General features: G+C 65.4%; 23 protein-coding genes, 1 pseudogene and 1 riboswitch. Of the genes and pseudogenes, 11 read left to right on the top strand and 13 right to left on the bottom strand.

Annotation, left to right across the window (positions count from 1 at the left end):
* Positions 1 to 26: 26 nt before the first annotated feature.
* The 5 genes from mutL to LG047_RS09240 form a co-directional block, all read right to left on the bottom strand.
* Positions 27 to 1,823, bottom strand: coding sequence for a DNA mismatch repair endonuclease MutL (gene mutL / locus LG047_RS09260; protein ID WP_227966407.1), 1,797 nt, complete (start codon positions 1,821 to 1,823; stop codon positions 27 to 29).
* A 56-nt stretch (positions 1,824 to 1,879) separates the two neighbouring features.
* Complete coding sequence (locus tag LG047_RS09255) at positions 1,880 to 2,344, bottom strand: NfeD family protein (protein WP_227966406.1); 465 nt, start codon at positions 2,342 to 2,344, stop codon at positions 1,880 to 1,882.
* Positions 2,345 to 2,359: 15 nt separating this feature from the next.
* Positions 2,360 to 3,352, bottom strand: a complete 993-nt coding sequence (locus LG047_RS09250) for an SPFH domain-containing protein (protein WP_227966405.1) — start codon at positions 3,350 to 3,352, stop codon at positions 2,360 to 2,362.
* Between the two features lie 65 nt (positions 3,353 to 3,417).
* The gene (locus LG047_RS09245; protein ID WP_227966404.1) at positions 3,418 to 4,503 is read right to left on the bottom strand and encodes an AMP-binding protein; all 1,086 of its coding nucleotides are present in this window, start codon (positions 4,501 to 4,503) and stop codon (positions 3,418 to 3,420) included.
* Entirely contained in the window at positions 4,500 to 6,329 is a 1,830-nt protein-coding gene (locus LG047_RS09240) for an extracellular solute-binding protein (RefSeq protein ID WP_227968466.1), read from the bottom strand. The genes LG047_RS09245 and LG047_RS09240 overlap by 4 nt, the downstream gene beginning before the upstream one ends.
* Positions 6,330 to 6,661: 332 nt before the next feature.
* On the opposite strand from LG047_RS09240, the gene LG047_RS09235 reads away from it, so the two are divergent.
* Positions 6,662 to 7,378 (top strand): invasion associated locus B family protein, encoded by a 717-nt coding sequence (locus tag LG047_RS09235; RefSeq protein ID WP_036288301.1) that lies wholly within the window; start codon positions 6,662 to 6,664, stop codon positions 7,376 to 7,378.
* Positions 7,379 to 7,473: 95 nt separating this feature from the next.
* Here LG047_RS09235 and hspQ read toward each other — a convergent pair whose 3' ends face one another.
* From hspQ to gap, 3 genes are all read right to left on the bottom strand, one after another.
* Entirely contained in the window at positions 7,474 to 7,806 is a 333-nt protein-coding gene (gene hspQ / locus LG047_RS09230; protein ID WP_036284111.1) for a heat shock protein HspQ, read from the bottom strand.
* A gap of 126 nt (positions 7,807 to 7,932) precedes the next feature.
* Positions 7,933 to 9,129, bottom strand: coding sequence for a phosphoglycerate kinase (gene pgk, locus LG047_RS09225; RefSeq protein ID WP_227966403.1), 1,197 nt, complete (start codon positions 9,127 to 9,129; stop codon positions 7,933 to 7,935).
* A gap of 76 nt (positions 9,130 to 9,205) precedes the next feature.
* Positions 9,206 to 10,213, bottom strand: coding sequence for a type I glyceraldehyde-3-phosphate dehydrogenase (gap, locus tag LG047_RS09220; protein WP_227966402.1), 1,008 nt, complete (start codon positions 10,211 to 10,213; stop codon positions 9,206 to 9,208).
* A gap of 236 nt (positions 10,214 to 10,449) precedes the next feature.
* On the opposite strand from gap, the gene LG047_RS09215 reads away from it, so the two are divergent.
* Entirely contained in the window at positions 10,450 to 10,734 is a 285-nt protein-coding gene (locus tag LG047_RS09215) for a DUF4164 family protein (RefSeq protein WP_036284101.1), read from the top strand.
* Between the two features lies 1 nt (position 10,735).
* Positions 10,736 to 11,119 carry a cell division protein ZapA gene (locus LG047_RS09210; protein ID WP_227966401.1) on the top strand — a complete coding sequence of 128 codons (384 nt, stop codon included), beginning with the start codon at positions 10,736 to 10,738 and terminating at the stop codon, positions 11,117 to 11,119.
* A gap of 77 nt (positions 11,120 to 11,196) precedes the next feature.
* Here LG047_RS09210 and LG047_RS09205 read toward each other — a convergent pair whose 3' ends face one another.
* Positions 11,197 to 11,781: a hypothetical protein gene (locus LG047_RS09205; protein WP_036288299.1), complete on the bottom strand. Its 585-nt coding sequence runs from the start codon at positions 11,779 to 11,781 to the stop codon at positions 11,197 to 11,199.
* Between the two features lie 165 nt (positions 11,782 to 11,946).
* Positions 11,947 to 12,100: riboswitch (TPP riboswitch) on the top strand.
* 16 nt (positions 12,101 to 12,116) lie between these two features.
* On the opposite strand from LG047_RS09205, the pseudogene LG047_RS09200 reads away from it, so the two are divergent.
* From LG047_RS09200 to LG047_RS09170, 6 genes and pseudogenes are all read left to right on the top strand, one after another.
* Positions 12,117 to 13,103, top strand: a pseudogene (locus tag LG047_RS09200) (FAD-dependent oxidoreductase); the annotation flags it as partial.
* Positions 13,096 to 13,293 (top strand): sulfur carrier protein ThiS, encoded by a 198-nt coding sequence (gene thiS / locus LG047_RS09195; protein WP_036284091.1) that lies wholly within the window; start codon positions 13,096 to 13,098, stop codon positions 13,291 to 13,293. The pseudogene LG047_RS09200 and the gene thiS, both read left to right, overlap by 8 nt.
* Positions 13,293 to 14,087, top strand: a complete 795-nt coding sequence (locus tag LG047_RS09190) for a thiazole synthase (protein ID WP_227966399.1) — start codon at positions 13,293 to 13,295, stop codon at positions 14,085 to 14,087. Before thiS ends, LG047_RS09190 begins: the two co-directional genes overlap by 1 nt.
* A gap of 58 nt (positions 14,088 to 14,145) precedes the next feature.
* Positions 14,146 to 15,510, top strand: a complete 1,365-nt coding sequence (locus LG047_RS19745) for a thiamine phosphate synthase (protein ID WP_370635033.1) — start codon at positions 14,146 to 14,148, stop codon at positions 15,508 to 15,510.
* A 9-nt stretch (positions 15,511 to 15,519) separates the two neighbouring features.
* Positions 15,520 to 16,452, top strand: coding sequence for an SDR family oxidoreductase (locus tag LG047_RS09175; protein ID WP_227966398.1), 933 nt, complete (start codon positions 15,520 to 15,522; stop codon positions 16,450 to 16,452).
* Complete coding sequence (locus tag LG047_RS09170; protein WP_036284086.1) at positions 16,442 to 16,849, top strand: VOC family protein; 408 nt, start codon at positions 16,442 to 16,444, stop codon at positions 16,847 to 16,849. The genes LG047_RS09175 and LG047_RS09170 overlap by 11 nt, the downstream gene beginning before the upstream one ends.
* A 9-nt stretch (positions 16,850 to 16,858) precedes the next feature.
* Here LG047_RS09170 and LG047_RS09165 read toward each other — a convergent pair whose 3' ends face one another.
* Together LG047_RS09165 and LG047_RS09160 are read right to left on the bottom strand one after the other, a co-directional pair.
* Positions 16,859 to 17,491: a PilZ domain-containing protein gene (locus LG047_RS09165; protein WP_227966397.1), complete on the bottom strand. Its 633-nt coding sequence runs from the start codon at positions 17,489 to 17,491 to the stop codon at positions 16,859 to 16,861.
* 484 nt (positions 17,492 to 17,975) lie between these two features.
* Entirely contained in the window at positions 17,976 to 18,233 is a 258-nt protein-coding gene (locus LG047_RS09160; protein WP_227966396.1) for a hypothetical protein, read from the bottom strand.
* 1,161 nt (positions 18,234 to 19,394) lie between these two features.
* Between LG047_RS09160 and LG047_RS09155 the strand changes: the two genes are divergently transcribed.
* Both LG047_RS09155 and LG047_RS09150 read left to right on the top strand, forming a co-directional pair.
* The gene (locus LG047_RS09155; RefSeq protein WP_227966395.1) at positions 19,395 to 21,413 is read left to right on the top strand and encodes a glycosyltransferase family 2 protein; all 2,019 of its coding nucleotides are present in this window, start codon (positions 19,395 to 19,397) and stop codon (positions 21,411 to 21,413) included.
* Between the two features lie 211 nt (positions 21,414 to 21,624).
* On the top strand, positions 21,625 to 22,890 hold the full coding sequence (locus LG047_RS09150; RefSeq protein WP_227968464.1) for a hypothetical protein: 1,266 nt from the start codon (positions 21,625 to 21,627) through the stop codon (positions 22,888 to 22,890).
* Between the two features lie 264 nt (positions 22,891 to 23,154).
* Here LG047_RS09150 and LG047_RS09145 read toward each other — a convergent pair whose 3' ends face one another.
* On the bottom strand, positions 23,155 to 24,447 hold the full coding sequence (locus tag LG047_RS09145; RefSeq protein WP_227966394.1) for a hypothetical protein: 1,293 nt from the start codon (positions 24,445 to 24,447) through the stop codon (positions 23,155 to 23,157).
* Positions 24,440 to 25,093 carry an ABC transporter ATP-binding protein gene (locus LG047_RS09140; RefSeq protein WP_036284079.1) on the bottom strand — a complete coding sequence of 218 codons (654 nt, stop codon included), beginning with the start codon at positions 25,091 to 25,093 and terminating at the stop codon, positions 24,440 to 24,442. The genes LG047_RS09145 and LG047_RS09140 overlap by 8 nt, the downstream gene beginning before the upstream one ends.
* Between the last annotated feature and the right edge of the window lie 36 nt (positions 25,094 to 25,129).

The following is a 25,129-nucleotide window of genomic DNA, read 5'->3' as shown; positions in this document are numbered from 1 at the left end:
TAGGCGCCCTTCGCGGCGGCTCAACCTTACTTGCGCCCGAAGAGCTTCTCGATGTCGGCGAGCTTCAATTCGACATAGGTCGGACGGCCGTGATTGCACTGGCCGGCGCCGGGCGTCGTCTCCATTTCGCGCAGCAAAGCGTTCATCTCCTGAGCGCCGAGGCGTCGGCCCGCGCGCACGGAATGATGACAGGCGCAGGTCGCGAGCACATGGTCGAGCCGGCGCGAGAGGCCGCGCGCGTCGCCATCCTCGGCGAGAAGATCGGCGATGTCCTCGACAAGACGCCTGTGATCGACCTCGCCCAGAATGGACGGCGCCTCGCGCACCAGCACGGCGCCCGGACCGAAGGGCTCGAGCGCGAGTCCGAGCGCGGCGAGTTCGTCGAAGGCGCCGGCGAGCGCATTCATGCGCGATTCGTCGAGATCGACGACGACGGGGATCAGCAGCATCTGCCGCGCGACGCCCGTCTCCTCGCGCTGACGCTTGAGCTTCTCATAGACGAGGCGTTCATGCGCGGCGTGCTGATCGACAATGACGAGCCCGTCGCGCGTCTGCGCGATGATGTAGGTTTCATGCAACTGCGCGCGCGCGGCGCCGAGCGGCGCGTCCGTATCCTGCGCCGGCGCTTCATGAACGCGCGCGTCCGCCGCCGGCGCGCCTACGTCGAAAGCCGCCTGCGGCGATTCCGCAAATCCCGAAGGCGCGTGGGGAGAGTGCCGAATGTCCCAGTTCGCGGGCGGCGGCGCGCGCCAGGGCGCGTCATGTCGCGCGGCGTTGGCGCGCGCGAATGTCTCGACCGCCGCGCGCGCCGTGTCGGCGCTGCGATGGCTCTTTTCCGCGAGCGCCTGTTTCAGCGCGCCGACAACGAGGCCGCGCACGAGGCCGGGGTCGGCGAAGCGCACCTCGGCTTTCGCGGGATGCACGTTGACGTCCACGATTCGCGGGTCGCAGCCGATGAAGAGCGCGACGACGGGATGACGGTCGGAGCTGAGGAAGTCGAGATAGGCGGCGCGAATGGCGCCGGCGAAGAGCTTGTCGCGGACCGGGCGTCCGTTGACATAGACATATTGCAGCTGGGCGTTGCCGCGATTGTAGGTCGGCAGGCTCGCCAGTCCCGTCAGGCGCACGCCCGCCCGCTCGGCGTCGATCTCTATGGCGTTGGCGCGAAACTCCTCGCCGAGCACCTGCGCGATGCGCCGCGCCCGGCCCGCCGCGTCGTCGCCGCAGGCGGGGTAATCGAAGAGCGCGCCATTGTCGGCGGAAAAGCCGAAACGCACATCGGGATGCGCCATGGCGAGGCGTTTCACGACATCGACGACGGCGGCCGTCTCCGTGCGTTCGGTCTTGAGGAATTTCAGACGCGCCGGCGTCGCGGCGAAGAGCGCGCGCGCCTCGATTCGCGTGCCGCGCGGCCAGCTGCTCGCAGTGAGACCACGCCTGTCGCCCGCCTCGACGCGGATCGAAAAGCCGTGCGGCGCATTCTGCGCCCGTGTGTCGATGGTGAGATCGGCGACAGCGGCGATGGAGGGCAGCGCCTCGCCGCGAAAGCCGAGCGTGGCGATATGAGTGAGATCGCCGTTGGGGATCTTCGAGGTCGCATGGCGTTCGACAGCGAGCGCGAGATCGTTCTCATCCATGCCGCAGCCGTCGTCGATGACGCGGATGAGCTTTCTGCCGCCTTCCTCGATCGCCACGTCGATGCGCGTCGCGCCGGCGTCGAGCGCATTCTCGACCAGTTCCTTCACGGCGGAGGCCGGGCGCTCGACCACCTCGCCGGCGGCGATGCGGTCGACAAGGATGGGATCGAGGCGGCGAACGGGCATGGGGCGCTTCATAGCATGCCGAGCGTCGTGGACGCGTCGTTATTCGAAACGGCCCGTCAAGCTACAGGCTCCAGCACCAGCACGAGATTCTCGACCCGCGTCACCCGCGCGCGGGCGCCCGGCGCGAGTGTTTCGACGGGCGCGCCCGCTGCCAGCCGCGCTGCCCAGGTCACGCCGGACCAATGCACGTGGCCGCCGGATTTCGTCACCTCATGCGTCGTCGTCAGTTCGCGGCCGATGAGGTCGCTGCTCTGGTCCTCCTGAACGTCCGCGTGCTGGAAACGCTGCAGCGGCCCCTTGCCGAGAATGGCGATGAGGAGGCTCGCGCCGGCGGCGATGGCCGTCGTTTCGATCAGCGACGGCCGCCAGCCGCTCGCGAAGAGCAGCGCGCTCGTCGCGAGCGAACCGAGCGCGAAGAACATCACCGGCGACAGGCCGATGACGACGATGTCGAGGCCGAGCAGCGCGAGGCCGACGATCAGGCTGGCGTTTGCGGGATCATAGAAGAACGTCGGCTCCATTCATGCTCTCCGCTGTCACTCGGGTTGGCGCCAGGGCTGCTGCGCGCGGCGCGACGCCTCTTTCGGCGTCTCGGCGGCGTTCACCGTGTTCAGCACCGCCATGGCCTTCGCGATCCAGCCGGCGGGATCGGCGCCGTCGCCCATCAGCACCAGTGAATTGCCGGCCTTGGCGAGGCGGCCATATTGCTCGATCGCCGATTTCGCGACTTCGAGCTGCACGGCCTGATCGCCGCCTTGCTGCGTGATCTGCGTGCGCACCAGTTCGATCGCCTTCGCCTGTCCTTCGGCGCGCAGGATCGCCGCCTGTTTCTCGCCCTCGGCGCGGTTGATCTCCGATTGCTTTACGCCTTCGGACTCCAGCACGGCGGCGCGCTTGTCGCGCTCGGCCTTCATCTGCCGCTCCATCGACTGGCGCAGCGACTCCGGCATTGTGATGTCCTTGATCTCGTAACGCGTGACATGCGCGCCCCAGAGCTGCGCCGCGTCGGAAACCGCGCGCACCACCCGCTCGTTAATCTCGCTTCTGTTCTCGAAGGTCTTGTCCAGCTCCATCGAGCCGATCGCCGAACGCATGCTGGTCTGCGCCAGATTGATGATGGCGCGGCGGATGTCCTGCGCGCCATAGGCGGCGTCCTTGGCGTTGACGATCTTGTAATAGAGCACGCCGTCAATGGTGACGGTGGCGTTGTCCTTGGTGATCGCGTCCTGCTCCGGCACGTCGATCACTTGCTCGCGCATGTCGAAGACGTAAGCCACGCGCTCGACGATCGGATAGACGAAATTGATGCCGGCGGTGAGCGTGCGGTTGTACTGGCCGAGGCGTTCGACGACGAGCACCTCCTGCTGGCGCACGAAGCGCACCATCGTCGAGAGCGCCAGCAGCGCGACATAGGCGAACCAGAACAGCGGATTGTGGAAAAGGCCGATCGGCAGGCCGAGATTGAAGCTGCGATCCAGGATCAAAAGACCGATCGCGCCGGCGCCGATGACGAAAAGCGCAAAACCCATTGACGCCTCCATTGGGGCAGTTCGCGAAGAATGCGACGCCGGTCGGTCGGGTGAACCGGACGCCGCTAATAATCTAGGGCGGCGTGAGCCGGCTCGACGTGCGCCGGCGCATGGGAGGCGCCGGCGTCGCGCAGGATAACGGCCCCGCCGTCGAGCCGCAGCTCCACGATCGGGCAGGCGTCGGCGGCGTCGATCCCGGGCGCCGTCGCCGCGCCGGGGTATAGCGCGCAGACCGAAACGAGCGCGCCATTCGTCAGCAGGCCCGCGCGCGCGAGGTCGGGAAGCACGACCGCGGGAATGACGAGCCGCGTCGGGCCGAGGGCGTCGAGCGTTTCGAGAAAACGCTCCGCCGTGAAGGGCGAGAGATAATGCAGCGGCGCGCCGGCGAGAAGCGCTGCGAGCGGGCCGGCGATGAGGGCGCCGAGCGAACTCGGCGCCGCAAGCGACAGGATCGGCGCGTCGCCTGCGTCGCGGGTGAGGCGCACGAGGTCGAGCGCCCCGGCGAGCAGGGCGCCCTGCGAGGAAAAGTCGATGGCGCCGACGTCGTCGAGCGCGCCGACCAGCGCGCGCTCGTCCGCGCTCCAGTCGTCGGCGAGCCGCGCGCGCGGCGACAGCGGCGCCTCCAGCATGGCCGGCGAGAAATCGCCCGCGCCGTCGAGCGTTCCCGAGAGCGCGCCGATGAGGCGCACCGACGGCGTCTCGGCGGCGATCGACAGCAGAGGCTCCTCGAAATCCACGCCGCAGAAACGCGCGGGCGCGAAGAGCGCGCAGACGCGCTGCGCGCGGGCGGCGTTCGCCACAGCCGCGCGCCGCATCGGCAGCGGCAGGGGCGCGAGCACCGGATCGAGTCCCGCGGCGACGGCGGCGGTGAGCGCCACGAAGGCCTGCGCGCCGGGCGGACAGCAGATGAGAATTTTCTCGCCGCGCGCGAAATCGAAGCCGCGCAGCCGCGCGAGGAAGGCGCCGACGCGCTGATAGAGGTCGGCGTAACTTACGTCGTCCGTCGAGTCGCCGTGCCGGTCGACGAAGGCGGGCGCGCCGGGTCGCGGACGCGCGGCGCCGGCGACGAGGGCGTCGAAGCCGAATTGCGTCAGAGGATGCGTCCGCGCGAGAGAAGCGTCGAGGGCTTGCGCGGCGGCGCGAAAGGTCATGGATTGTTTCTCCACCAGCTCTCCAGCGTCGGACCAAACAGCGGCTGCGCATAGCGCGGCAGTCTCGCGGGGCGCGCAATGTCGGTCGAATGCGCGATCCATTGTTCGGACGCGTGATACAAAGGCACGACATAAAAACCCGAAAGCAGCACGCGGTCGTAGGCGCGCACCGCCGTGACGAAATCCTCATGGCTCTGCGCCGCGAGCAGCGCCGCGATCAGCGCGTCGATCGCGGGCGACGACGCGCCTGCAAGATTGAACGACGCTTCTTGCGTCGCGCTGGCGGAGCCCCAGCGCATGCGCTGCTCATTGCCCGGCGAGGCGGAGGCCAGCCACTGGCCGATCATCATGTCGAAGTCGAATTTCTGGCGCCGGCGCTGATACTGCACTTCATCGACGAGCCGCACGCGCGCGTCGACGCCGATGCGCTGGAGCGAGGAGGCGTAGTTGAGCGCGAGCCTCTCCTGATTGCGGTCCTTGACCATGATCTCGAAGGCGACGGGCTCGCCGTCCTTCGTCAGCGCGTCGCCTTCGACGCGATAGCCGGCGGAGGCGAGCAGTTCGAGCGCGCGTTTCGCCATCTCGCGGTCGCGGCCCGTGCCGTCGTTCACCGGCGGGCGCCATGTTCCTTCCAGAATGTCGGGGCGCACGGCGTCGGGGAAGGGGGCGAGCAGCGCGCGCTCCTTCGCGCTGGCGGGACGGCCCGAGGAGGACAGCTCCGACTCGTCGAAGAAGCTTTTGGTGCGCGTGTAGAGGCCCGAATATAGATTGGCGTTGACCCATTCGAAGTCGAACATCATGCCGAGCGCTTCGCGCAGGCGAATGTCGCGGAACACGGGCTTGCGGGTGTTGAAGACGAAACCCTCGAGACCCTTCGGGTTATCGTTCTTCAGCGCCTCCTTCACGACGCGCCCCTCGCGCAGCGCCGGGAAATCATAGCCCGTCGACCAGCGGGTGGTGCTCGTTTCCTCGCGATAATCGAGAAGCCCCGCCTTGAAGGCCTCGAACAGCGAATTGCCGTCGCGGAAATACTGGATGTCGATTTCGTCGAAATTGTAGAAGCCGCGCTGGCTGGGAATATCCGCGCCCCAGTAGTTTTGATCGCGTCGCAGCAGCAGCCGCGCGCCGGCTGTCGCGTCGTCGATCACATAGGGGCCGGAGCCGAGCGGCTTCGCCAGCGTCGCGTCGGCGAAGCGCTCGACGTCCGTCGCATGTTTCGGCAGCACCGGCATGATGGCGAGAATGAGCGGAAGCTCGCGGTCGCCGATGCCGGAGAGGTCGAACTTCACCGTCTGCGCATCGGGCGCGTCGACGGATTTCACCAGCCCGTAGGCGATGCGCTGCTGCGGCCGGCCCTTCGTCTTGAGCAGGTTGAAGGAGAACAGCACGTCCTCGGAGGTAATCGGCTTGCCGTCCGAAAAATGCGCGCGCGGGTCGAGATGAAAGGTCACGCGCGTGCGGGCGGCGTCGACGTCGATCGATTTTGCGATCAGCGGATAGAGCGTGAAAGGCTCGTCCTGCGAGCGCGCCATCAGGCTCTGGAAGACATTGCCGACGAGCCCCTGCGCCGCCGAGCCCGATTTGAGGTTGAACGGATTGAGGCTGTCGAAAGTGCCGGCGAGGCCGACGCGCAGCCTCCCGCCTTTCTTCGCCTGCGGCTCGGCGTATGGGAAATGATCGAAGTCGGGCGGCAGGGCCGGCGCGCCATGCATGGCGAGGCCGTGAGTCGGTTCCGCGGCGCTTGCGGGCGCGGAGAGTAAAACGCCCAGAAAAGCGACGACGAACGGGCGGAGTCCGGCGCGGCGCGCGCGAATCGCTAAAGTCATCATGCCTCGACCATAGTCCAACCTCCGGCGGCTTGAAGCAGGGGCCATGCCTCATTCGGCCGCATTTTTTGGCTTTTTCCGTGAAAACCGCGCCCTGCGGGGCGCCGGAGCGCCGTCGAACGGCTGGAAATCGCCGCTGCGACCATGTATGAGCTTGACGTTCGTCTCGCCGCCAGGGCGCGACGGGCCGAAACGCGGTATGGGGCAAGGGTTCCACGGCGTCGGGTTTTTGGCGCCGCAGCGTGCGGGCGGGCCCCGCGATGACGCGACCTTGAAACTTCTTTCCGGCGTCGTTGGGCGCCGGCCAGCTGACAATCGAAAGGGACTTATCGATGTCGATCTACTTCCCGCGGTCCTGCGCGATCGCCCTTGCCGGCGCCATGTTGCTCGCCGGCGCAGCGGCGCAGGCCCAGCAGGCCCCCGCAGCCGGCGGCGCTCAGCAGCCCCAGCAGCAGGCGGCGCAGCCCCAGGGGCCGATCACGGCCACTCTCGCCCCGGTGCAGCCCGACTGGACGAAGGTCTGCGGCTCAGACCCCCAGACCAAGAAGGAAATCTGCTACACGACCCGCGACTTCGGCGCGGTCGGCAAGGAAGGCGATCCGCCGCAGCCGCTGCTCGCCCTCGCCGTTTACGATCCCAAGGGCGACGACACCAAGATCATCCGCCTCCTCCTGCCGCCGGGCCTGATGCTGAAGCCGGGCTTCCGCTTCGCGGTCGACAAGGGCTCGATGGAGTCGGGCGCCTTCGAGATCTGCTTCCCGAACGGCTGCTTCGCCGAGGCGAAGGTGAAGAAGGCGCTCGTCGACGGCATGAAGAAGGCCGAGAAGATGACGGTCGTCGTCAAGAACCAGGCCAACAACGAGGTGACCTTCTATCTGCCGCTGACCAATTTCGGCAAGGCCTTCGACGGCCCGGCGGTCGACCCGAAGGTGCTCGAGGAGCAGCAGAAGAAGCTGCAGGAAGAGCTCCAGAAGAAGGCCGAGGAAGAGCGCAAGAAGCTCGAGGCCGCGAAAGGCGCCGCCGCCCCGGCTCCGGCCGGGAAGAAGTAAGTTCGTCGCAGAACAGAAACGCCCGCGAGTTTTTCGCGGGCGTTTTTTTGTCCCTTGCTATCGAAAGGTCTGGCGGCGCAGCCGCCCATTGAACCTCAATGCCTTTTCGGCGCGCGCACGCGATAGACGCCTTCCTCGTCGCGCTCGAAGGTCTCCTCGACCTGCGGATGGCGCACGGGGTCGCCGGAGGTGTCGGGCACGAGATTCTGCTCCGACACATAGGCGACATATTCGGTTTCGGCATTTTCGGCGAAGAGGTGGTAAAAGGGCTGGTCCTTGCGCGGGCGCAGCTCCTCGGGGATCGACAGCCACCATTCCTCGGTGTTGGCGAACACCGGGTCGACGTCATAGATCACGCCGCGGAACGGGTAGCGGCGATGCTTGACCACCTGGCCGATCGCGAATTTTGCGATGCTCTCTCGCGGCATTCTTACGACGCCTTTTACGCGGTGTTCACTCCGGCTTTTTCGTAGCGCAGGGCGGCGGGCGTCGTCAACGGCGCCCGAAAGCCGTGCGGGGCGCCCGCGACGGCGCTATGGGGAAAAGTCGGACGCCTACTGTGATTGCAGCGCCGCGACGCCCGGCAGGGTCTTGCCCTCCAGCCATTCCAGAAAGGCGCCGCCGGCCGTGGACACGTAGGAAAATTCCTGCCCCGCATGCGCCTGGTTGAGCGCCGCCACCGTGTCGCCGCCGCCCGCGACCGAGAGCAGCTTGCCTTCGACCGTGAGACGCGCCGCCGTCTGCGCGACGGCGTTGGTGCCCTCGTCGAAGGGCGGCAGCTCGAAGGCGCCGAAGGGGCCGTTCCACACCAGCGTCCTGCACTGCGCGAGCAGCGCCTCGACATGGGCGACGGTCTTCGGCCCGACGTCGAGGATCATGTCGTTTTCGCCGACATGGTCGACCGAGACGATATGGGAGGGCGCATGTTCCTCGAATTTCTGCGCCACCGTGGCGTCGACGGGCAGGACCACGACGCAATTGGCCGCCTTCGCCTTTTCGAGAATGTCGCGGGCGGAGCCGGCGAGGTCGTGCTCGCACAGCGACTTGCCGACCGCCTTGCCTTGCGCGGCGAGGAAAGTGTTGGCCATGCCGCCGCCGATGACGAGATATTGCACTTTGGAGACGAGATTGCCGAGAAGCTCGAGCTTGGTCGAAACCTTGGCGCCGCCGACGATGGCCATCACCGGCCGCGCGGGACTGGTGAGCGACGACTCCAGCGCCTCGAGCTCCGCCTGCATGGTGCGGCCGGCGTAGGCCGGGAGCCTGTGGGCGACGCCCTCCGTCGTGGCGTGGGCGCGATGCGCGGCCGAGAAGGCGTCATGCACGAAAATGTCGCCGAGCTTCGCGATTTCCTCGACGAAGGCCGGGTCGTTCTTCTCCTCGCCCTTTTGGAAGCGGGTGTTCTCCAGAAGCGCGATGTCGCCGTCCTTCATTGCGTCGACGACGGCGGACGCAGGCGCTCCGACGCAATCGTCGGCGAAGGCGATCTTGCGCTTGAGATAATGTTCGAGGGTCGGCAGCACCTGACGCAGCGAATCCTCGTCGACGCGCTGACCCTTGGGGCGCCCGAAATGGGAGAGCAGGATCACCTTGCCGCCCTTCTCCGCGATCTCGTTGATCGTCGGCAGAATGCGCTCGATGCGGGTCGTGTCGGTGACGCGCGTTTCCTCCATCGGCACGTTGAGATCGACGCGCAGCAGCACGCGCTTGCCTTTGACGTCGACGTTATCGAGGGTGCGGAAGGAGGCCATTCGCCACTCCAATCGTTCTTCAAAAAAGGCCGACGCGGACCAGGGCGGTCCGCGTCGAAATGTCAGGCGGCGGTCCTCAGATCAGCGAGCCGATCAGCGCCGCGGTGTCCGTCATGCGGCCCGAGAAGCCCCATTCATTGTCGTACCAGCTCAGGATGGAGACGAGATTGCCGTCCATCACCTTGGTCTGGTCGAGATGGAACGTCGAGGACGCGGAATTATGGTTGAAGTCGCAGGAGACGAGCTTCTCCGTCGTATAGGCGAGCACGCCCTTCATCGGACCATCGGCGGCCGCGATGATCGCGGCGTGGATTTCGTCCTTGGTCGTCGGGCGTCTGGCGACAAATTTCAGGTCCACGGCCGAGACGTTGGGCGTCGGCACGCGAATGGCGTAGCCGTCGAGCTTGCCGTTGAGCTCCGGCAGCACGAGGCCGACGGCCTTGGCGGCGCCCGTCGATGTCGGGATCATGGAGAGCGCCGCGGCGCGGGCGCGGTAGAGATCCTTGTGGAAGGTGTCGAGCGTCGGCTGGTCGCCAGTGTAGGAGTGGATCGTCGTCATGATCCCCTTCTCGATCCCGATCGCGTCGTTCAGCACCTTGGCGACCGGCGCGAGGCAGTTCGTGGTGCAGGAGGCGTTGGAGACGATGAGGTGATCCTTCGTCAGCTTCTGATGATTGACGCCATAAACGACCGTGAGGTCCGCGCCGTCGCCAGGGGCCGAGACCAGCACGCGCTTCGCGCCGGCGTCGAGCAGCATCTTCGCCTTGTCGCGCGCGGTGAAGAGGCCCGTGCATTCCAGCGCCACATCGACGCCGAGGTCCTTGTAGGGAAGTTCGGACGGGTTCTTGATGGCGGTGACCTTGATCGGGCCGCGGCCGACGTCGATCGTGTCGCCGGCGACCTTCACTTCCTGCGGGAAGCGGCCGTGGACGGAGTCGTAGCGCAGGAGATGCGCGTTCGTCTCGACCGAGCCGAGATCGTTGATGGCGACCACCTCGAGGTCCGTGCGGCCGGATTCGACGATGAAACGGAGGATGTTGCGGCCGATACGTCCGAAGCCGTTGATCGCCACTCTCACGGTCATTTGGCAAAACTCCTTATCGCCGCCGGCTGGCTCATGGGCGGCTCTGGCCTGCGGCGCGGGCGCGTCGCGCCGGCTTTTCGAGGCGAGGGTGTGATAGCACCTCGCGCCCCCCTGTCAACGCGCCCTTCGGTCGCGACCGGCAGCTTGGGATTTGTCCGATTCATGCTACCAAACGATTGGCGGCGAATCGGCGCCGAAACCTCTCCTGCCCCTCCCGAACTGGGCGACGCTCGGCGATGACGAATCCTGAAAAGCTCGACGGCGCGCTGGCGCGCTTGACCGCGGCGCTCGACCAGCTGGAACGCTCGGTCTCCCTCAAGCTCGAGGACGACGTCTCCAGCGCCGAGCTGGAGGAGGAGCTCGCCATCATGCAGGATGACCGCGCCCGGCTCGCGCTCGATCTCGACGCCGCGCTCGCGCGGATCAGCGCGCTGGAGAAGGCCCGCGACGAGGTGTTGCGCCGGCTCGACGACGCCGGCGCCGGCGTCGCGGCCGTGCTCGGCGGAACGAACAGAGGCTGAAATGGCCGCCGTCGTCGTCACCATCGCCGGGCGGACCTATCGCATGTCCTGCGAGGACGGCGAGGAGCCGCGGCTCGAACAGCTTGCGCGCTATGTGGAAGGCAAGATCCTCTCGATGCGGGAGGGCTTCGGCGAAATCGGCGACCAGCGCATCGTGGTGATGGCGGCGCTGGCCATCGCGGACGAGGCGACCGACGCGCGCGGCAGGGCGCAGGCGATGGAGATGGACATCGCCGCCCTGCGCGCGGAACTCGACGCCGCGCGAAAGGCGAGCGCCGCGATGGAGGCTCGCGTCGCGGGCGCGCTGGAGGACGCCACGCGCCGGCTGGAGCGGCTCAACGCCGATTTGCAGAAATCCGCAGCCCCGCGCGACGAATTTCCCTAACCCGCCCGGCGCCTTCGCGCGAAAAAAATCCCATGGGTCCGCCATGGGATTTTCGCTGTCGTGACGACGACGGACCTTTACTTGCCCCAGTTCTCGATGCTCGGGTCGCGCTTGGCCTTTTCGAGATTGTCCGCCTGTTCGGACAATTGATAATTGCGGTTTTGCGCGGCCATCGCCTCGACGCCGTCCTTGAGAATGGCGATCTTCATCTGCTCGGTCGCGAGATGGTTCAGCTCGTTGATCCATTGATTGAGGTTGAGCAGCAGCTTGCTCTTGCGCTCGGCCTGCACTTCGCGGCTGGGATTGGTGTCCTTGGCGATTTCGAGCTCCGCCTTGGTGTCCTCGATCATCTTGTCGAGGCCCTTGAGCTTCTCCTCGAGCGCGGCGACCTGATCCTGCGCGCCGTCCTTCGCCTTTTCGAGGGCTTCCGCGGTTTCCTTCTTCGCCTTCTCGAGATTGTCGAGGCCGTTCTGCAGCCAGCTCGTCTGAATGTTCAGCAGGGCGTCGCGGGCGATGCCGGTGAGGTTGAAACCGTTGGGAATCGGAAAATAGGGGCCGAGTTTCGCCGCCTGCGCGGGCGCGGCCGAAAAGCCGATGGCGCCGCAAAGGGCGAGCGCGGCGAGCGTCGCGCGGACGCCGGCCATTTTCTTGTTGCCGAACATGAATGTTTCTCCCGGATATGCGCGCTGATTCTTGTCGCTCGCGCGCTTCTTGGTCGCCAAAGTGGGCTATCGCCGCCTGTCTGGCAAGAGCGAAGCGCCGCGCCCGGGCGCGCTTTTCTCCGCAATTCAGACGCTTGACGCCGCCGGCTGTTTCGCGCGACTCTCATCCAAAGCCGGGGGAGCCCCGCCCGGCGGCCGTCGTCGCGCCGCCAGGGGGCTGAGAGGCTGCGGAGCGCGTCCAGGGCGGACGCGGGGCGTGGCGACCCTTCGAACCTGATCCAGTTGAATGCTGGCGGAGGGATGGTGTTTCGCTTGTCGACGGAAAGGGGCGCGCCATGCGCGCGCGGGTGATCGGCGCCGGCGTCGCCGGTCTGTGCGCCGCCCATGAGCTGGCGCGCGCCGGCGTCGAGGTGGAGCTGGTCGAGCGCGCCGCCGCGCCGGGGCAGGGCTGCTCGCGCTACGCCGGCGGCATGATCGCCCCCTGGTGCGAGCTGGAGAGCGCCGAGCCGATCGTCGCGAAGCTCGGTGAAGAGGCGCTGGACTTCTGGACGCGCGAAGTTCCCGTCGCCGCGGTCGCCGGCAGCCTCGTCGTGGCGCCGCCGCGCGAACGCGCCGAACTCGCCGACTTCGCCCGCCGCACCGAACGGTTCGAGCGGCTCGACGCCGCCGGCCTCGCCGCGCTGGAGCCGGATCTCGCCGGGCGCTTCGACGCGGCGCTCTATTTTCGGCAAGAGGCGCATCTCGACCCGCGCGCTGCGCTCGCTGCGCTCGCCGCACGCCTTGCTGCAATGCAAAATGTTGCGCAGCATTTCGGCGTCGAGGCCGAAACGCTCGCCGGGGAGCCCGACTGGATCGTCGATTGCCGTGGCTTCGCCGCCCGCGACGCGCTGCCCGGATTGCGCGGGGTGAAAGGCGAGATGCTGATTCTGCGAAGCGACGAGATTTCGCTTGCGCGTCCCGTGCGGATGCTGCATCCGCGCCGCCCCGTCTATGTCGTGCCGCGCGGCGGCGGGCTCTTCATGGTCGGCGCGACCATGATCGAGAATGAGGAGCGCGCGCGGGTGACGGCGCGCTCGGTGGTGGAGCTCGTCAATTCCGCCTTCGCCATCCATCCCGCCTTCGCCGAGGCCGAGATCGTCGAGACGGGCTCCGATGTCCGGCCGGCTTTCCCTGACAATCTCCCGCGCCTTACAAGACGCGGGCGCACTCTCTATATCAATGGACTTTACAGACACGGTTTCCTGCTCGCGCCGGCGCTGGCGCGTCGGGCGGTCCGCGTCATTCTCGATGACGCTCGTTTCCCGGAGGTCATGGATGCAGATTGAAGTGAACGGCCGCCCGCTCGAGGTGAGCGCGACGACGTTGCAAAGCCTGCTCGCCGAACTCGGCTATGGCGACCAGAAGGTCGGCACGGCGCTCAACCACGAATTCGTGCGCGACAAGGATCGCGAAATCACCGTGCTGCACGAGGGCGACGCGGTCGAGATCGTCACGCCGCGGCAGGGCGGTTGATGACCGCCGCCGATCCCCTGACGCTCTACGACGCGACATTGCGTTCGCGCCTGCTGCTCGGCACGGCGCGCTATCCTTCGCCCGCGATTCTCGCCGACGCCATTCGGGCCTCGGGATGCGAAATCGTCACAGTGTCGCTGCGCCGCGAGGCGGGGGGCTCCCGCGCGGGCGAGAGCTTCTGGGGCCTGATCCGCGATCTCGGCGTGCGGGTTCTTCCCAACACCGCGGGTTGCCGGACCGCCAGGGAAGCCATCGCCACGGCGCAGATGGCGCGCGAGGTTTTCGCGACAGACTGGATCAAGCTCGAAGTCATCGGCGAGGAGGACACGCTGCAGCCGGACGTCTTCGGGCTCGTGGAGGCGGCGCGGGCTCTCGCCGCGGAAGGCTTCAAGGTCTTTCCCTATACGACCGACGATCTGGTCGTTGCGGAAAAGCTGCTCGACGCCGGCTGCGAACTGCTCATGCCCTGGGCGGCGCCGATCGGCTCGGGGCGCGGCCTCAACAATCCTTTCGCGCTGCGGGCGTTGCGCGCGCATTTCCCCGACGTTCCGCTCATCGTGGACGCGGGGCTCGGCGCGCCGTCCCACGCCGCCGCCGTGCTGGAGACGGGCTATGACGCGGCGCTGCTCAACACGGCCGTCTCGCGCGCGGGCGATCCCGTCGGCATGGCCCGCGCCTTCGGCCTCGCGGTCGAGGCCGGCCGCGCGGCCTTTCTGGCCAAGCCCATGACGCCGCGCGACATGGCCGAGCCCTCGACGCCCGTCATCGGCCGGCCTTTCGACAAGCTCGGATAAGCCCCTATTTCCCTTTGCGCTTCGCCCGTCTATGGCTGGTTGCGACAAGGAGCCGCCGGTGACAGCGCTGAATCTGGATCCCTTCTATCTCATTGTCGAAAATTCCGACTGGCTCGCGCGCCTGCTGCCGCTGGGCGTCAGGCTCGCGCAGCTGCGCGTCAAGGATCGGCCCGAACCGGAGCTGCGCGGGGAAATCGCCCGCGCCCGCGATCTTTGCCGCGCGGCCGGCGCGCAGCTCATCGTCAACGATTACTGGCGTCTCGCGATCGACGCGGGCTGCGACTTCGTGCATCTCGGGCAGGAGGATCTCGACACGGCCGACATCGACGCGCTGCGCCGCCATGGCGTGCGCTTCGGCGTTTCGACCCATGACGACGCCGAACTCGACCGCGCCCTGTCGCTCGCGCCCGATTATGTCGCGCTCGGCCCGGTATGGCCGACGCTGCTGAAAACGATGAAATTCGCCCCCCAGGGGCTCGACAGGCTCGGCCTCTGGAAGCGGCGCATCGGCGACATTCCGCTCGTCGCCATCGGCGGCCTGACGCCCGCCCGCGCCTGTCTCGCGCTTGCCGCCGGCGCCGACAGCGCCTGCGTCGTCACCGACGTTTTGCGAGCCAGAGATCCCGAATCGCGCACCATCGAATGGCTCATGGCGACCGCTCCCTGGCGCGACAAGCCGGAGCTGACGCGTCCCTTCGCGCCGGATCATTCCGGCGCCCGCGTCTTTCCCTCGCCCAATCACGGCCCGCGCGCGAAGCCAATCTCTGCGCTCATTCTGCATTACACCGGCATGCCGACGGGCGAGAGCGCGCTGGAGCTTTTGTGCAGCCCCATCGCGGAAGTCTCGGCTCACTATTTTGTCGAGGAGAACGGCCGCGTGCTTCAGCTCGTCCCGGAGGAGCGGCGCGCCTGGCACGCCGGGGCGAGCTTCTGGGCCGGCGAGACGGATATGAACTCCGCTTCTATCGGGATCGAGATCGTCCACGCCGGCCATATCGACCCGCGCCCCTTTCCCGAGCCCCAGATCGCGGCCGTGGCCGCGCTTTCGCGCGACATCTGCGCGCGGCGAAACATTCCGCCGCAGCGTGTGCTGGCCCATTCCGACATCGCCCCGCGCCGCAAGATCGATCCCGGCGAATTCTTTCCCTGGGAGACGCTCGCCCGATGCGGCGTCGGCCGCTGGCTCGCGCCGGCGCCGCCCGACGACGGGCCAGCGCTGGAGCCCGGCGCGGGCGGGCCGGATGTTGCGCAACTGCAGCGGAGGCTGGCGGATTTCGGCTATAAAATGGTCGAAACCGGCGTCTATGACGAAGACACCGCGGCGACCGTCGCCGCCTTTCAGCGGCATTTTCGTCCCGCCCGCGTCGACGGGCGCGCCGACGCTTCGACGCTCGACATTCTGAACCGCCTTCTGGCGGTTTGAGGACCTTCCATGACAAAACAATCGAAACGCGCCGTGGTCGTCACGGGGGCCTCGACGGGAATCGGCGCCGCCTGCGTCGAAATGCTGATCGACCGCGGCTTTTTCGTCTTCGGCTCGGTTCGCAGAACCGAAGACGCCGCGCGCCTTCAGGCGCGCTTCGGCGCCGATTTCGCGCCGCTCATGTTCGACGTGACCGATGGCGCGGCGGTCGCGCGCGCGGCGCAGGAGGTCGAGGCGAGCCTCGGCGGGGCGACGCTCGCCGGGCTCGTCAATAATGCGGGCATTGCCGTGCCGGGGCCGCTGCTGCATCTGCCGGTCGAGGATTTCCGCCGCCAGATCGAGACCAATCTCGTCGGCCAGCTGCAGGTCGTCCAGGCATTCGCGCCCCTGCTCGGCGCGCGCGCGCCGCAAGGCGGGCCGCCGGGCCGCATCGTCAACATGAGTTCGGTCGCCGGCCGTTTCGCCACGCCCTTTCTGGGTGCGTACAACGCCTCGAAATTCGGGCTCGAGGGTTTTTCGGACGCGCTGCGGCGCGAGCTCATGATTTACGGGATCGACGTCATCGTGATCGAACCGGGTATGATCGCGACGCCGATCTGGGACAAGGCCGACAACGCCGACTTCACCCATTTCGACAGGACGATCTACGGGCCGGCGGCGCGGCGCGTGCAGAAATGGGCGGTCGAGGGCGGCCACGCCGCGCCGGGGCCGGAGAAGGTCGCGGAAGCCGTGTTGCGCGCGCTGACGTCGCCGCGCCCCCCTGCGCGCATTCCGGTCGTCGTCAACAGATTTCTCGGCTACACGCTGCCCGGCCTGCTGCCGGCGCGGCTCGTCGACTGGCTCACCGCGCGCCGACTTGGTTTCTCCGAGACGCGCGAGAAACTTCGCGCCGACGCGCTACAATCGCAATCGACCGCCGATGGAGGAGAAAATGGCCAATGAAGCGCAAATCCAGCACGGGACAGTCTGCTGGAGCGAATTGAACGTCCATGACGTGAAGCGCGCCCAGAAATTCTACGCCGAAACGCTCGGCTGGCGCTTCGACCCCATGTATATGGGGGACATGACCTATTGGATCATCGTGTCGGGCGACAAGCGCGTCGGCGGCATGTTCGAGATGAAAGGCCCGCGCTTCGAGGGCGTTCCCGAGCATTGGCTTACTTATATCGCGGTCGACGACGTCGATGCGCGCGTCGCGAAGGCGGTCGCCGCCGGCGCGACGATGTGCCTCGAACCGCACGACATCGCGGGGGTCGGCCGCATCAGCGTCATCCTGCAACCCGGCGGCGGCGTGGTTGCGTGGATGACCCCGAAGCCGCCGGCGGCGGCGCGCACCTGAGGCGGCGCCTTACAGTCGCGTGGTTTCGTCGATCTCGCCGGGCCTGAAATGCGTCACGAATTCGCAGGCGAGCCCGTCGTCGAAAAAGCGCACGACGGTCGCCGGCGTATTGCCGATCACGACCTGCTCGCCCAGCAGCGGGGTCAGCTCGGTCTCCAGGGCGACGCCCGAGAGCGACAGGCTCCTGATCCTGACGATATGCTCATCGCCGCGCGCTAGACGCAGGACAGTCAGTTCCATCAGTGGAACGATGCGTTCGTGCCGTCTGCGTTCATCGACCGCAAGCGCGGAGCGATTCGCGTACCATGTCAGCTGATCGGCGAGTCTTTCGCGCTTCTTCGGCGAGAGCTGCAGGCTCATTTCGAAGCCGATCTCCGTCGCCCGCGTGGCGAGGCCCGCGAAGCGTCCAAGGTCTCTCAGGTAAAGCACCACCTTTTCGCCGGGCATGGCTTTCACCGGCGCGAAAAGCGACGCCTCGCCGGGCGAGATTTCGAAAGTGTGACAGGGATATTCCTCGCTCGATTTCAGCATGTATCGTCCATGCAATGAAACCTGAACGCGCCGGAAACGGTTCGTCGTGAAATGTGCGATCGAGTGTAGAAGATTGACGCCCATGAACGACACCGGGGGAGATAATTTCATCCAAATTCATCCCCCATCGCAAGGCGCGCGGCGCATTGTCGATGGCGGACCGGATTTTGAAAAGCCTAGCCGAGGCGGCCGCAGGCAGAAAGACGGATGCGGCTCTTTGGAACGGATTCGACTCGAACGAAGTGTGCGGCGCCTTGATTACAATAGGACATTTTAGCGAAAAAAGACGCTTCGCGCCGCGATGGCGCGGATTTTCGTCAGTCTTTGCTGCGAAAGTCGATGGAACTTTCGAAAGATCCATCGTCGATCACAATAGCGATCCGGAACATTGCAGGAACGACAATATCCGCAACGAGCGGCTCGTTCCGGACGGGCGGAAGAGCTCCGGGAGCGCGATCGGGCGAGCGTCGAGGTCGCCCGATAGAAGAGCGGGCGATGGCTGAAAGCCCTAACTAAGGGCGTCGCTTTCAACGTGCATCTCGCGTGAGCAAATTAGCGCGGCCCCCTTGCCCGGAAGTTTCTTCAGGGGTTCCGGTCAGCCTAGTTGATAGATATAGGAAGCGCTGATCCCGTGTTTCTTCGCGATTTTCGAGACGGGCACGCCAGCCTTTCGTTCAGCCTTCAACATCTTGCGGAACGCCGCCAGATCTTTTCCCGCCCGGCGAATCCTGACCGCGCCCTCGCCTCCATTGGCTCGGCCCGACTTTTTGGCCCCACCCGCTTTATCGATAAGATCCTGAGCGATTACAATAATTTTCTTGAGTTGGGCGATTTCCCTGGGGGTAAGCGTCATCAGTAGCCTCGCAGACAGGTTTGGCAAGTCAAGCTAGAGTTAAAGACGAGTTTTATAAACAGTTACTTAATACGTCAATAACTCAACTCCTCAGACATCATCCCTCGTCGCCGGAGTTTGGCGAGCGTGCATGTATGTCCGAAGCAATCTGAAACTGACTGGAGCATGTCATGCGTATGTCTGAACAGCATATTACGGCACAATGCATTTACATAGCAACTGTAATTTCAATTTCCAGTTGCGTTCTTTCCTCCGATTGAAACAATCGGCGTTGCGCCACTAGTAGGAGCTGACGTGGCGACTGCGGTGTTGAGGACGCAGTAAAACTAAGCCTGCCCTGAAATTCATCCGGAGGTTGGTCAACGAGCAGCGCCCATGCGTTCTCGGCGGCGCGGGTGATGAAATCAGCCGTTCGCCGCATGAAAAATGTCGCCGGCGAGGCGTTGGTTCCGCCATGAGGGAATTCGACGTAAGACGCCCATCGGCGAGATAGGCTGCGGTAGTGATTTTGTGAAGGAATTTGGCAAGTTACTAAAATTTTGCATTATCGGATCAGACGGAATTCCCCCGAGGCGGTTGCAGCCGATGCAGTTTCCTTCAACAAAGGTTGGCAGCGAAGAATTACGCCTTTCGACAGAGTGAAGTTGGCTTCAGGCGATTCCCCGGATCAAACATGAGGCGAGATAATCTGATCGCGAGGACGGTCTCGCCATTCCGATGCTCGCGCTCCGGAATATCAACCAACTGTACACGCCGAATTCGATGAGACAGGTGAGTGACGCCTTCGATGGGCGGCCGGAGAAGCCTTGCCGAGTCGAGAGCCGCATTTCATCGTGATCGCGCGCGAGCGCCGGGATCACTCCGGTTTTGATCGAACAGGAGACTATCGCGCCCCGGCGGCGCTTCCCGGCGCGGACAGGGCGCGCTCCGCTCGAAAATGCGCTCGGGACGTCACAGTGCGGTCAAACTTCGAGATGAAAAGGCGCGCGGGACACGCCGCGTTGACCGTGAGCAACGGGGCGCGTAACGTCCCCGCAAGAAATTATCCTTGCCACGTTTGATCGGGAGCCGTGTGGCTTTCCTTCTTCCCGATCGCCTATGACCGGCCCGCGCGCCGCCGTTAAGGGGCCGGACTTGGCCCCACGTCACGATGAGGCGGTATTGCAAGCGTCGACTTCCACAATTTCCGCCGACGCGGACAAAGCGCCTCTGGAGATTGCGAAAGACGTCCGGCTCCAGGACGGCGCCCTGAGCGCGACGTCGGGCGAGCCCTGGCTCCGTTTCCGTTCGATCGAGGCGTTTCGGCCGGGCCGGCTCGTGGAAATCCGCTATGCGTCGAGCCCTTTCGATTCGCCCGTCCGGCCGCTGCTTCGCTTCTGGCGGGGCGGAGGGGAATTCCGGGATGAAATTCTCCCGGCGCCCTGCGAAGGCGTCGGGATCTGGGTGGGCCGCGTCCCGAAAGAACCAAGCGAGGTCTGGCTCAGCCCCACCAATCGGCCGGGCCGTTTCGATTTCCGGCTGATCGACGTTCGGCCGGCGTCCTTTCTCAGCGTGGCGCGCCGGGCGGCGCGCGTCCCGAAGCGACTGTTTTTCGCGGTTTGCGCCGGGTGGGTGGGCTTGAGCCGGGAATCGGAGCTCAATTGGCGCTGGGCGCTGGGCGGCGAGGCCCTGTCGACTTATCCCGCCTGGCGGGCGGCGCGACGCGATCACGCCGTCACGGGACTTGATCTGCCGCGCAGCGACTGGCGCGTCGGCCCGACCGTGAGCCTGCTTCTCGACCTCCACGGCGCCACGGGAGCCGAGATCGACGAGAGTTGCCGCGCAGTCGCGGGACAGAGCTATCCGAATTGGCGCGTTCTGTTCATCGGTTCGCCGCAGGACGCCGGGGCGCAAGCGCGGCTGGCGGCCTGGGAGCGCGAGGGGGGATTTGCGCGCTTCGCTCCGGACAAAATCCGTTTCGAATCGGGCGAACTGATCGGACGCCTTTCAGCCGGCGATCGGCCGGAGCCGAACGCCTTCGCCTGTTTTGTCGAACATTTCGCGCGTCAGCCCAAGCAATTGCTCGCCTATTCGGACGCGACGCGCGGCGAAGGCGCCGGCCTGCGTCCGGTGTTCAAGCCGCCATGGAGCCCGACGCTTCACCGCTCTATCAATTACATCGGGCGGGCGGCGCTGTTTCGCGCGAGCCTCGTCGCTTCGGACGCCGACTGGACCGCGGCGGCCCCGGAGGATCTGATCGCGGGGCTCGCCGCGCGCGCCTCGGCCAGCGAGGTCGGCGCGCTTCATCGGCCCCTCTTCGCGCTGGCGCGCGAGACGAACCTGCGGTGCGAGGACGTCCCGGCTGTATATCGCGAGAACGCGCCATCGGTCGTAATCGTCATCCCCACGCGCGATCGCCCTGATCTTCTCGGCGCCTGTCTCGAAAGCGTCTTCAGGGAGACGAGCTATTCGAACTACAGGGTCGTCGTCGTCGACAACGAGAGCGTGGAGCCCCGCACGCACGCGCTATTCGAGCGTTTACAGGCCGCCCATGATCGGCTGACGATCCTGAAATCGCCGGGCGCGTTCAATTTCTCCGCGCTCTGCAACGCCGGCGCGCAAGCGATCGCGGGTGATCATCTCCTTTTCCTCAATAACGACACGGAGGTTCTGACGCCGGACTGGATCGAGCGGCTGCTGCATTTTGCCGCAAAACCCGAGGTCGGCGCCGTCGGCGCGAAGCTGCTCTATCCCAACAGGCTGACGCAGCATGTCGGCGTTCTGCTCGGGATGGGCGGCGTCGCCGGACATTTCGGCGCGGAGCTCGGCGCGACCGACCCGGGCTGGACGCGGCGCAATCTGGTTCCGCACGAGGTCTCCGCCGTGACCGGCGCCTGCCTGATGGTCGAGCGGCGCAAGTTCGACGCCGTCGGCGGTTTCGACGCCGTGAACCTGCCCGTCGAGCTGAATGACGTCGATCTCTGTCTGCGCCTGGCCGAGCGTGGCTGGAGAACCATCTGCAATTCTCAGGTTGTCCTGATCCATCATCAGTCGGCCAGTCGCGGCGGCGGGCTTCGGCTTCAGCGGGTCTATGAAAAGGAACGCAGCTATTTTTGCGACCGCTGGCGCTCGGCGATCCGCGACGATCCTTATTTTCACCCCGGTCTTTCACTTTACGCCCATGATGAAACGCTTCCATAAGCGTAGCTTGCGCCCACCCGGCGGCGCGCCTATTTTACGGGCGGTTCGCAAGGGGCTCGACGGACTTGCCCTTCCCCGGAAAGCGGCGATCGGCGCATCGTCTGCCGCGCCCGGCGGGACGCCGGCCGGACAATGCAAGAACGGCGCGGGACGCGCGATCAGCGACTGAAGGCAGATGAACAGGGAACGGCCTTCGAAAATACCGAATTTGATGGAAGTCGTGACGACGGCGCGCAACAGCGTCGCCTCGCGGCTCGCGTCCGGTCGCGCCCTGATGCGTTCCGACGGCGAGGGCGGAAGCAGGTTGCCGGCGGTGGCGTGGCGCAGCGTCGACATCGTCACGGACGCGCTCGCCCGGGCGGGTTCCGGCGGCGGCCTGATCTGGCGCAGCTTTCTGGCGGTGGTCGTGCTTCCGACCGTGATTTTCTGGCTATATTCGGCGCTGTGGCAGTCGAACCGCTACGTGTCGGAGACCCGTTTGACCGTTCGCCAGGCGCAGCAGGAGAAGAAATCCGGCTCCGACGCCGCCTCGATGATGGCGAAGATGACCGGCGGAGGCTCCGGCGGCGGGGGCGGCTCGCAGGACTCCTACATGGTGCTCAATTATGTGAAGAGCCGAGCGATCCTCGTCGATCTCGGGGGCCGGGAATATATGGAGGGAAAATTCTCGGGGCCGGGCGTCGACTATTTTTCGCGCCTGTCGAAAGGCTCGACGATCGAGGAGCTATGGAAATATTGGCTCGGCCATGTCGCCGCGAGCGTCGATACGCTGTCGGGCATTTTGACCGTGCGCGTCGACGCCTTCCGTCCGCAGGACGCGATGGATATTGCGCAGGACATCGTTCGCGAAAGCGAAAACCTCGTCAACAAGATCACCCTGCGCAACCGGCGGGACGCGGTCAAGCGGGCGGAGCTCGAAGTCAATCTTACGCGCCATATGCTCGCGGACGCGAAGGAAAAGACGCTCAGATTCCGTAACGAGAATTTCCTGATCGATCCCGGTTCGCGCGCTGTCAGCATCGGAGACCAGATCGGCAAGCTCACACTGGAGCGCATCGACCTCGTCAACGCCCTCTCGACCTTTTCCTCGTCACTCTCGGAGGACGCGCCGAGCCAGCGCTTGCAGAAAGCGCGCCTCGCGGTGATCGACCAGCAGATTGCGGAGCTCAAGAAAAAGCTGACCAGCGGTCCGGGCGCGGATACGGTCTCGTCGCAGATAGCGACCTATGAGCGGCTGAAGCTCGAGGAGGCCTTCGCCGAACAGCAGTACACGCTCTCGCAAAACTCCTATCAGAAGGCGCGTCAGGACCTCGAAAAACAGCAGCTTTACCTTGTGACGGTGGTGACGCCGACGCTCCCGGAGTCGGCGCTGTATCCAAAAGTGATTGGCAATACGGTGATGGTCTTCGCCGGATTGCTCGTCGCCTGGTCGGTCGTTACGCTCATCGCCGCGAGCATCAACGACCAGATGACGTAGGGCGGATTACGAGTACTGCTCGCTCGCTTCGTATTTTGTTGCGCGCAGGGAGCGGAAATCCGTGCGTCCGTCGTCCCGACCACGCTCCGACGTCTCTCCGGCCCGGATCGAGCCGGAAAACCTTTCTTGATAACGCTTATCCTAACGCCTGTTCGATCGGCGCCAACCAGCCGCCTGCGCGGATCGAATAAACAATTAGACGCGCGATGGGCGCGGAGTCGGGACGCAAGCCGTCGTCGACCGAGGGACCCGCGCGAGACGCGTCTATTTCGCCATGTGGTCGCGAACGAGGAAGGCGACGGCGACGAGCACCGTCCAGACGAGAACGGCCGGTGCGACGATGATCGACCACTCCAGCCAGCGCAGCGGATAGATGGATTTCTCCGCAAGCGTGGGCCGCAGGAATGTCGTCAGATAGGCTCGCTGGCTTTCGAGATCGATACGCGCATTTTCGAAAGCCGTGGCCGCCATCGCATATTGTTGCTGTGCGATAGCGGTCTCCACCTCATGCTGGGACAACTTGCCCGCACGTCCGGCCAGCGAGGTGTTTTTGTCGTCCGTGCTGGCGATCTGGGCCGAATATTCGGCGATCTGGTTTTTCAGGCTGCGCACGCGCGCATTCAGCAGCCTCACCTGCGGCGAATCGGTCGTCGCCGAACCCGATTGCAGCGCGAGATTCTCTTCCGTCGTGGAAAGCTCCATCCTGAGCGCGGTGATCACCTTGTTGAGCGCCTCGGCGGCAGCCGGCGCATCCAGAACGCCCTCGGCGTCGCGCGCTTCGCGCATCGCCGCCGTCGCGGCCTTCAGGCGTTCCTCCGCGCGGGTCAGTTCGCTGCGCATCTGCTTCAGCGTGTCTCGTCGCGCGCGCGTCGACAGGTCATTGACGAGAGCTTCGGAGAGGTCGATCACATTCTGTGTGATGAGGAGAGAGTCTTCGGGCGTGAAGGCCCTGACGCTGACCGAGATGATGCCGGACATGATGTCGACGCTCGCGTCGACCCTTTTCTTCCAGTATCTTTCCAAATCCTCGACGGGACTATCGGCGTCGAAGCGCGAAAAATAGTCCACGCCCGGACGCGAGAATTTTTCTCTCAGGTTGATTTTCCTGTCGAGCGCTTCGATCAACCCCCGGCTGAGGATATATTTTACGACGACCTGCGCGTCCTGCATTTGCTGGCCGCTTCCCGACGTTTCGCCGCCGGTCATCATCGTCAGCGACGCATTCTCGCCCGAGCGCAGGGAGAATTTCGTCTCGGTCACATATTGCTTGCTCGCGACGAGGCCCCAGTAGATCGAGGCGATGAGCAACGGAACGGCGACGAACATGCCGAAGCTCGCCAGAAGCGCCTGACGAAAGACACGATCGCCGCGCCGCGCCTGGAAGCCGCCGCCGCCCGAAATGATGCGCGTCGGCGCGCGAGACTTGGTCGCGGCCCGGCGCAGGGCGCGCGAAATCGCCTTCGTCGCGCGGGCGGCCTGCTCCGGGTCGAACACCTCCCGGGAACCGGGGAGGGCGACCGACTTGTGGGGCTGGTTGGGCGTTTTCGGCTCAGGCATTGAGCTTCTTATACAGGTCTATCGCATCGTCGACATTGGAGAAAACATGCATCTGGCCCCCCGCCAGGACAATTCCGCGATCACAATATTCCTTGATCGTCGACATGCCGTGCGACACCATGATCACGTCGGACTTCTGCTTGCGCTTGCCAAATTCTTCCTTGCACCTCGCGGCGAAGCGGGCGTCCCCCACCGCCGTCACCTCGTCAATCAGATAGCAGTCGAATTCGATCGCGAGCGTGAGTCCGAAGGCGAGCCGCGCGATCATGCCCGAGGAATAGGTGCTGATCGCGACGTCCATATAGGCGCCGATCTCGGCGAAATCCTCGACGAAGTCGATCACCTTGCGTGCGTCCTGACCATAGACGCGCGAGACGAATTTCACATTCTCGCGCCCGGTGAGTTTCGGATGCAGGCCGCCGCTGAAGCCGAGCGGCCATGAAATGCGTCCGTTGCGGCGGATGCGCCCGCCATTCGGCAGTTCCGTGCCCGCCAGAAGCCGCATCAGGGTCGATTTTCCGGCGCCATTGACGCCGAGAATCCCATAGCTGCGCCCCGCCATGAAATCGAGGCTGACGTGGTTGAGGACGATCTTCCGATGTCCGTTCGACCGGTAATATTTGAAAACGTTGTCGAGCTGTATCATGTCGCGTCTTTTGGCCGCAGTGCGGCTAGCGTTCCA

The organism is Methylocystis sp. WRRC1 (assembly GCF_020733155.1).
Lineage (GTDB): Bacteria > Pseudomonadota > Alphaproteobacteria > Rhizobiales > Beijerinckiaceae > Methylocystis.
Note: the sequence above shows the minus strand (reverse complement) of the source record. Positions and strands in the feature narration are given on the sequence as shown.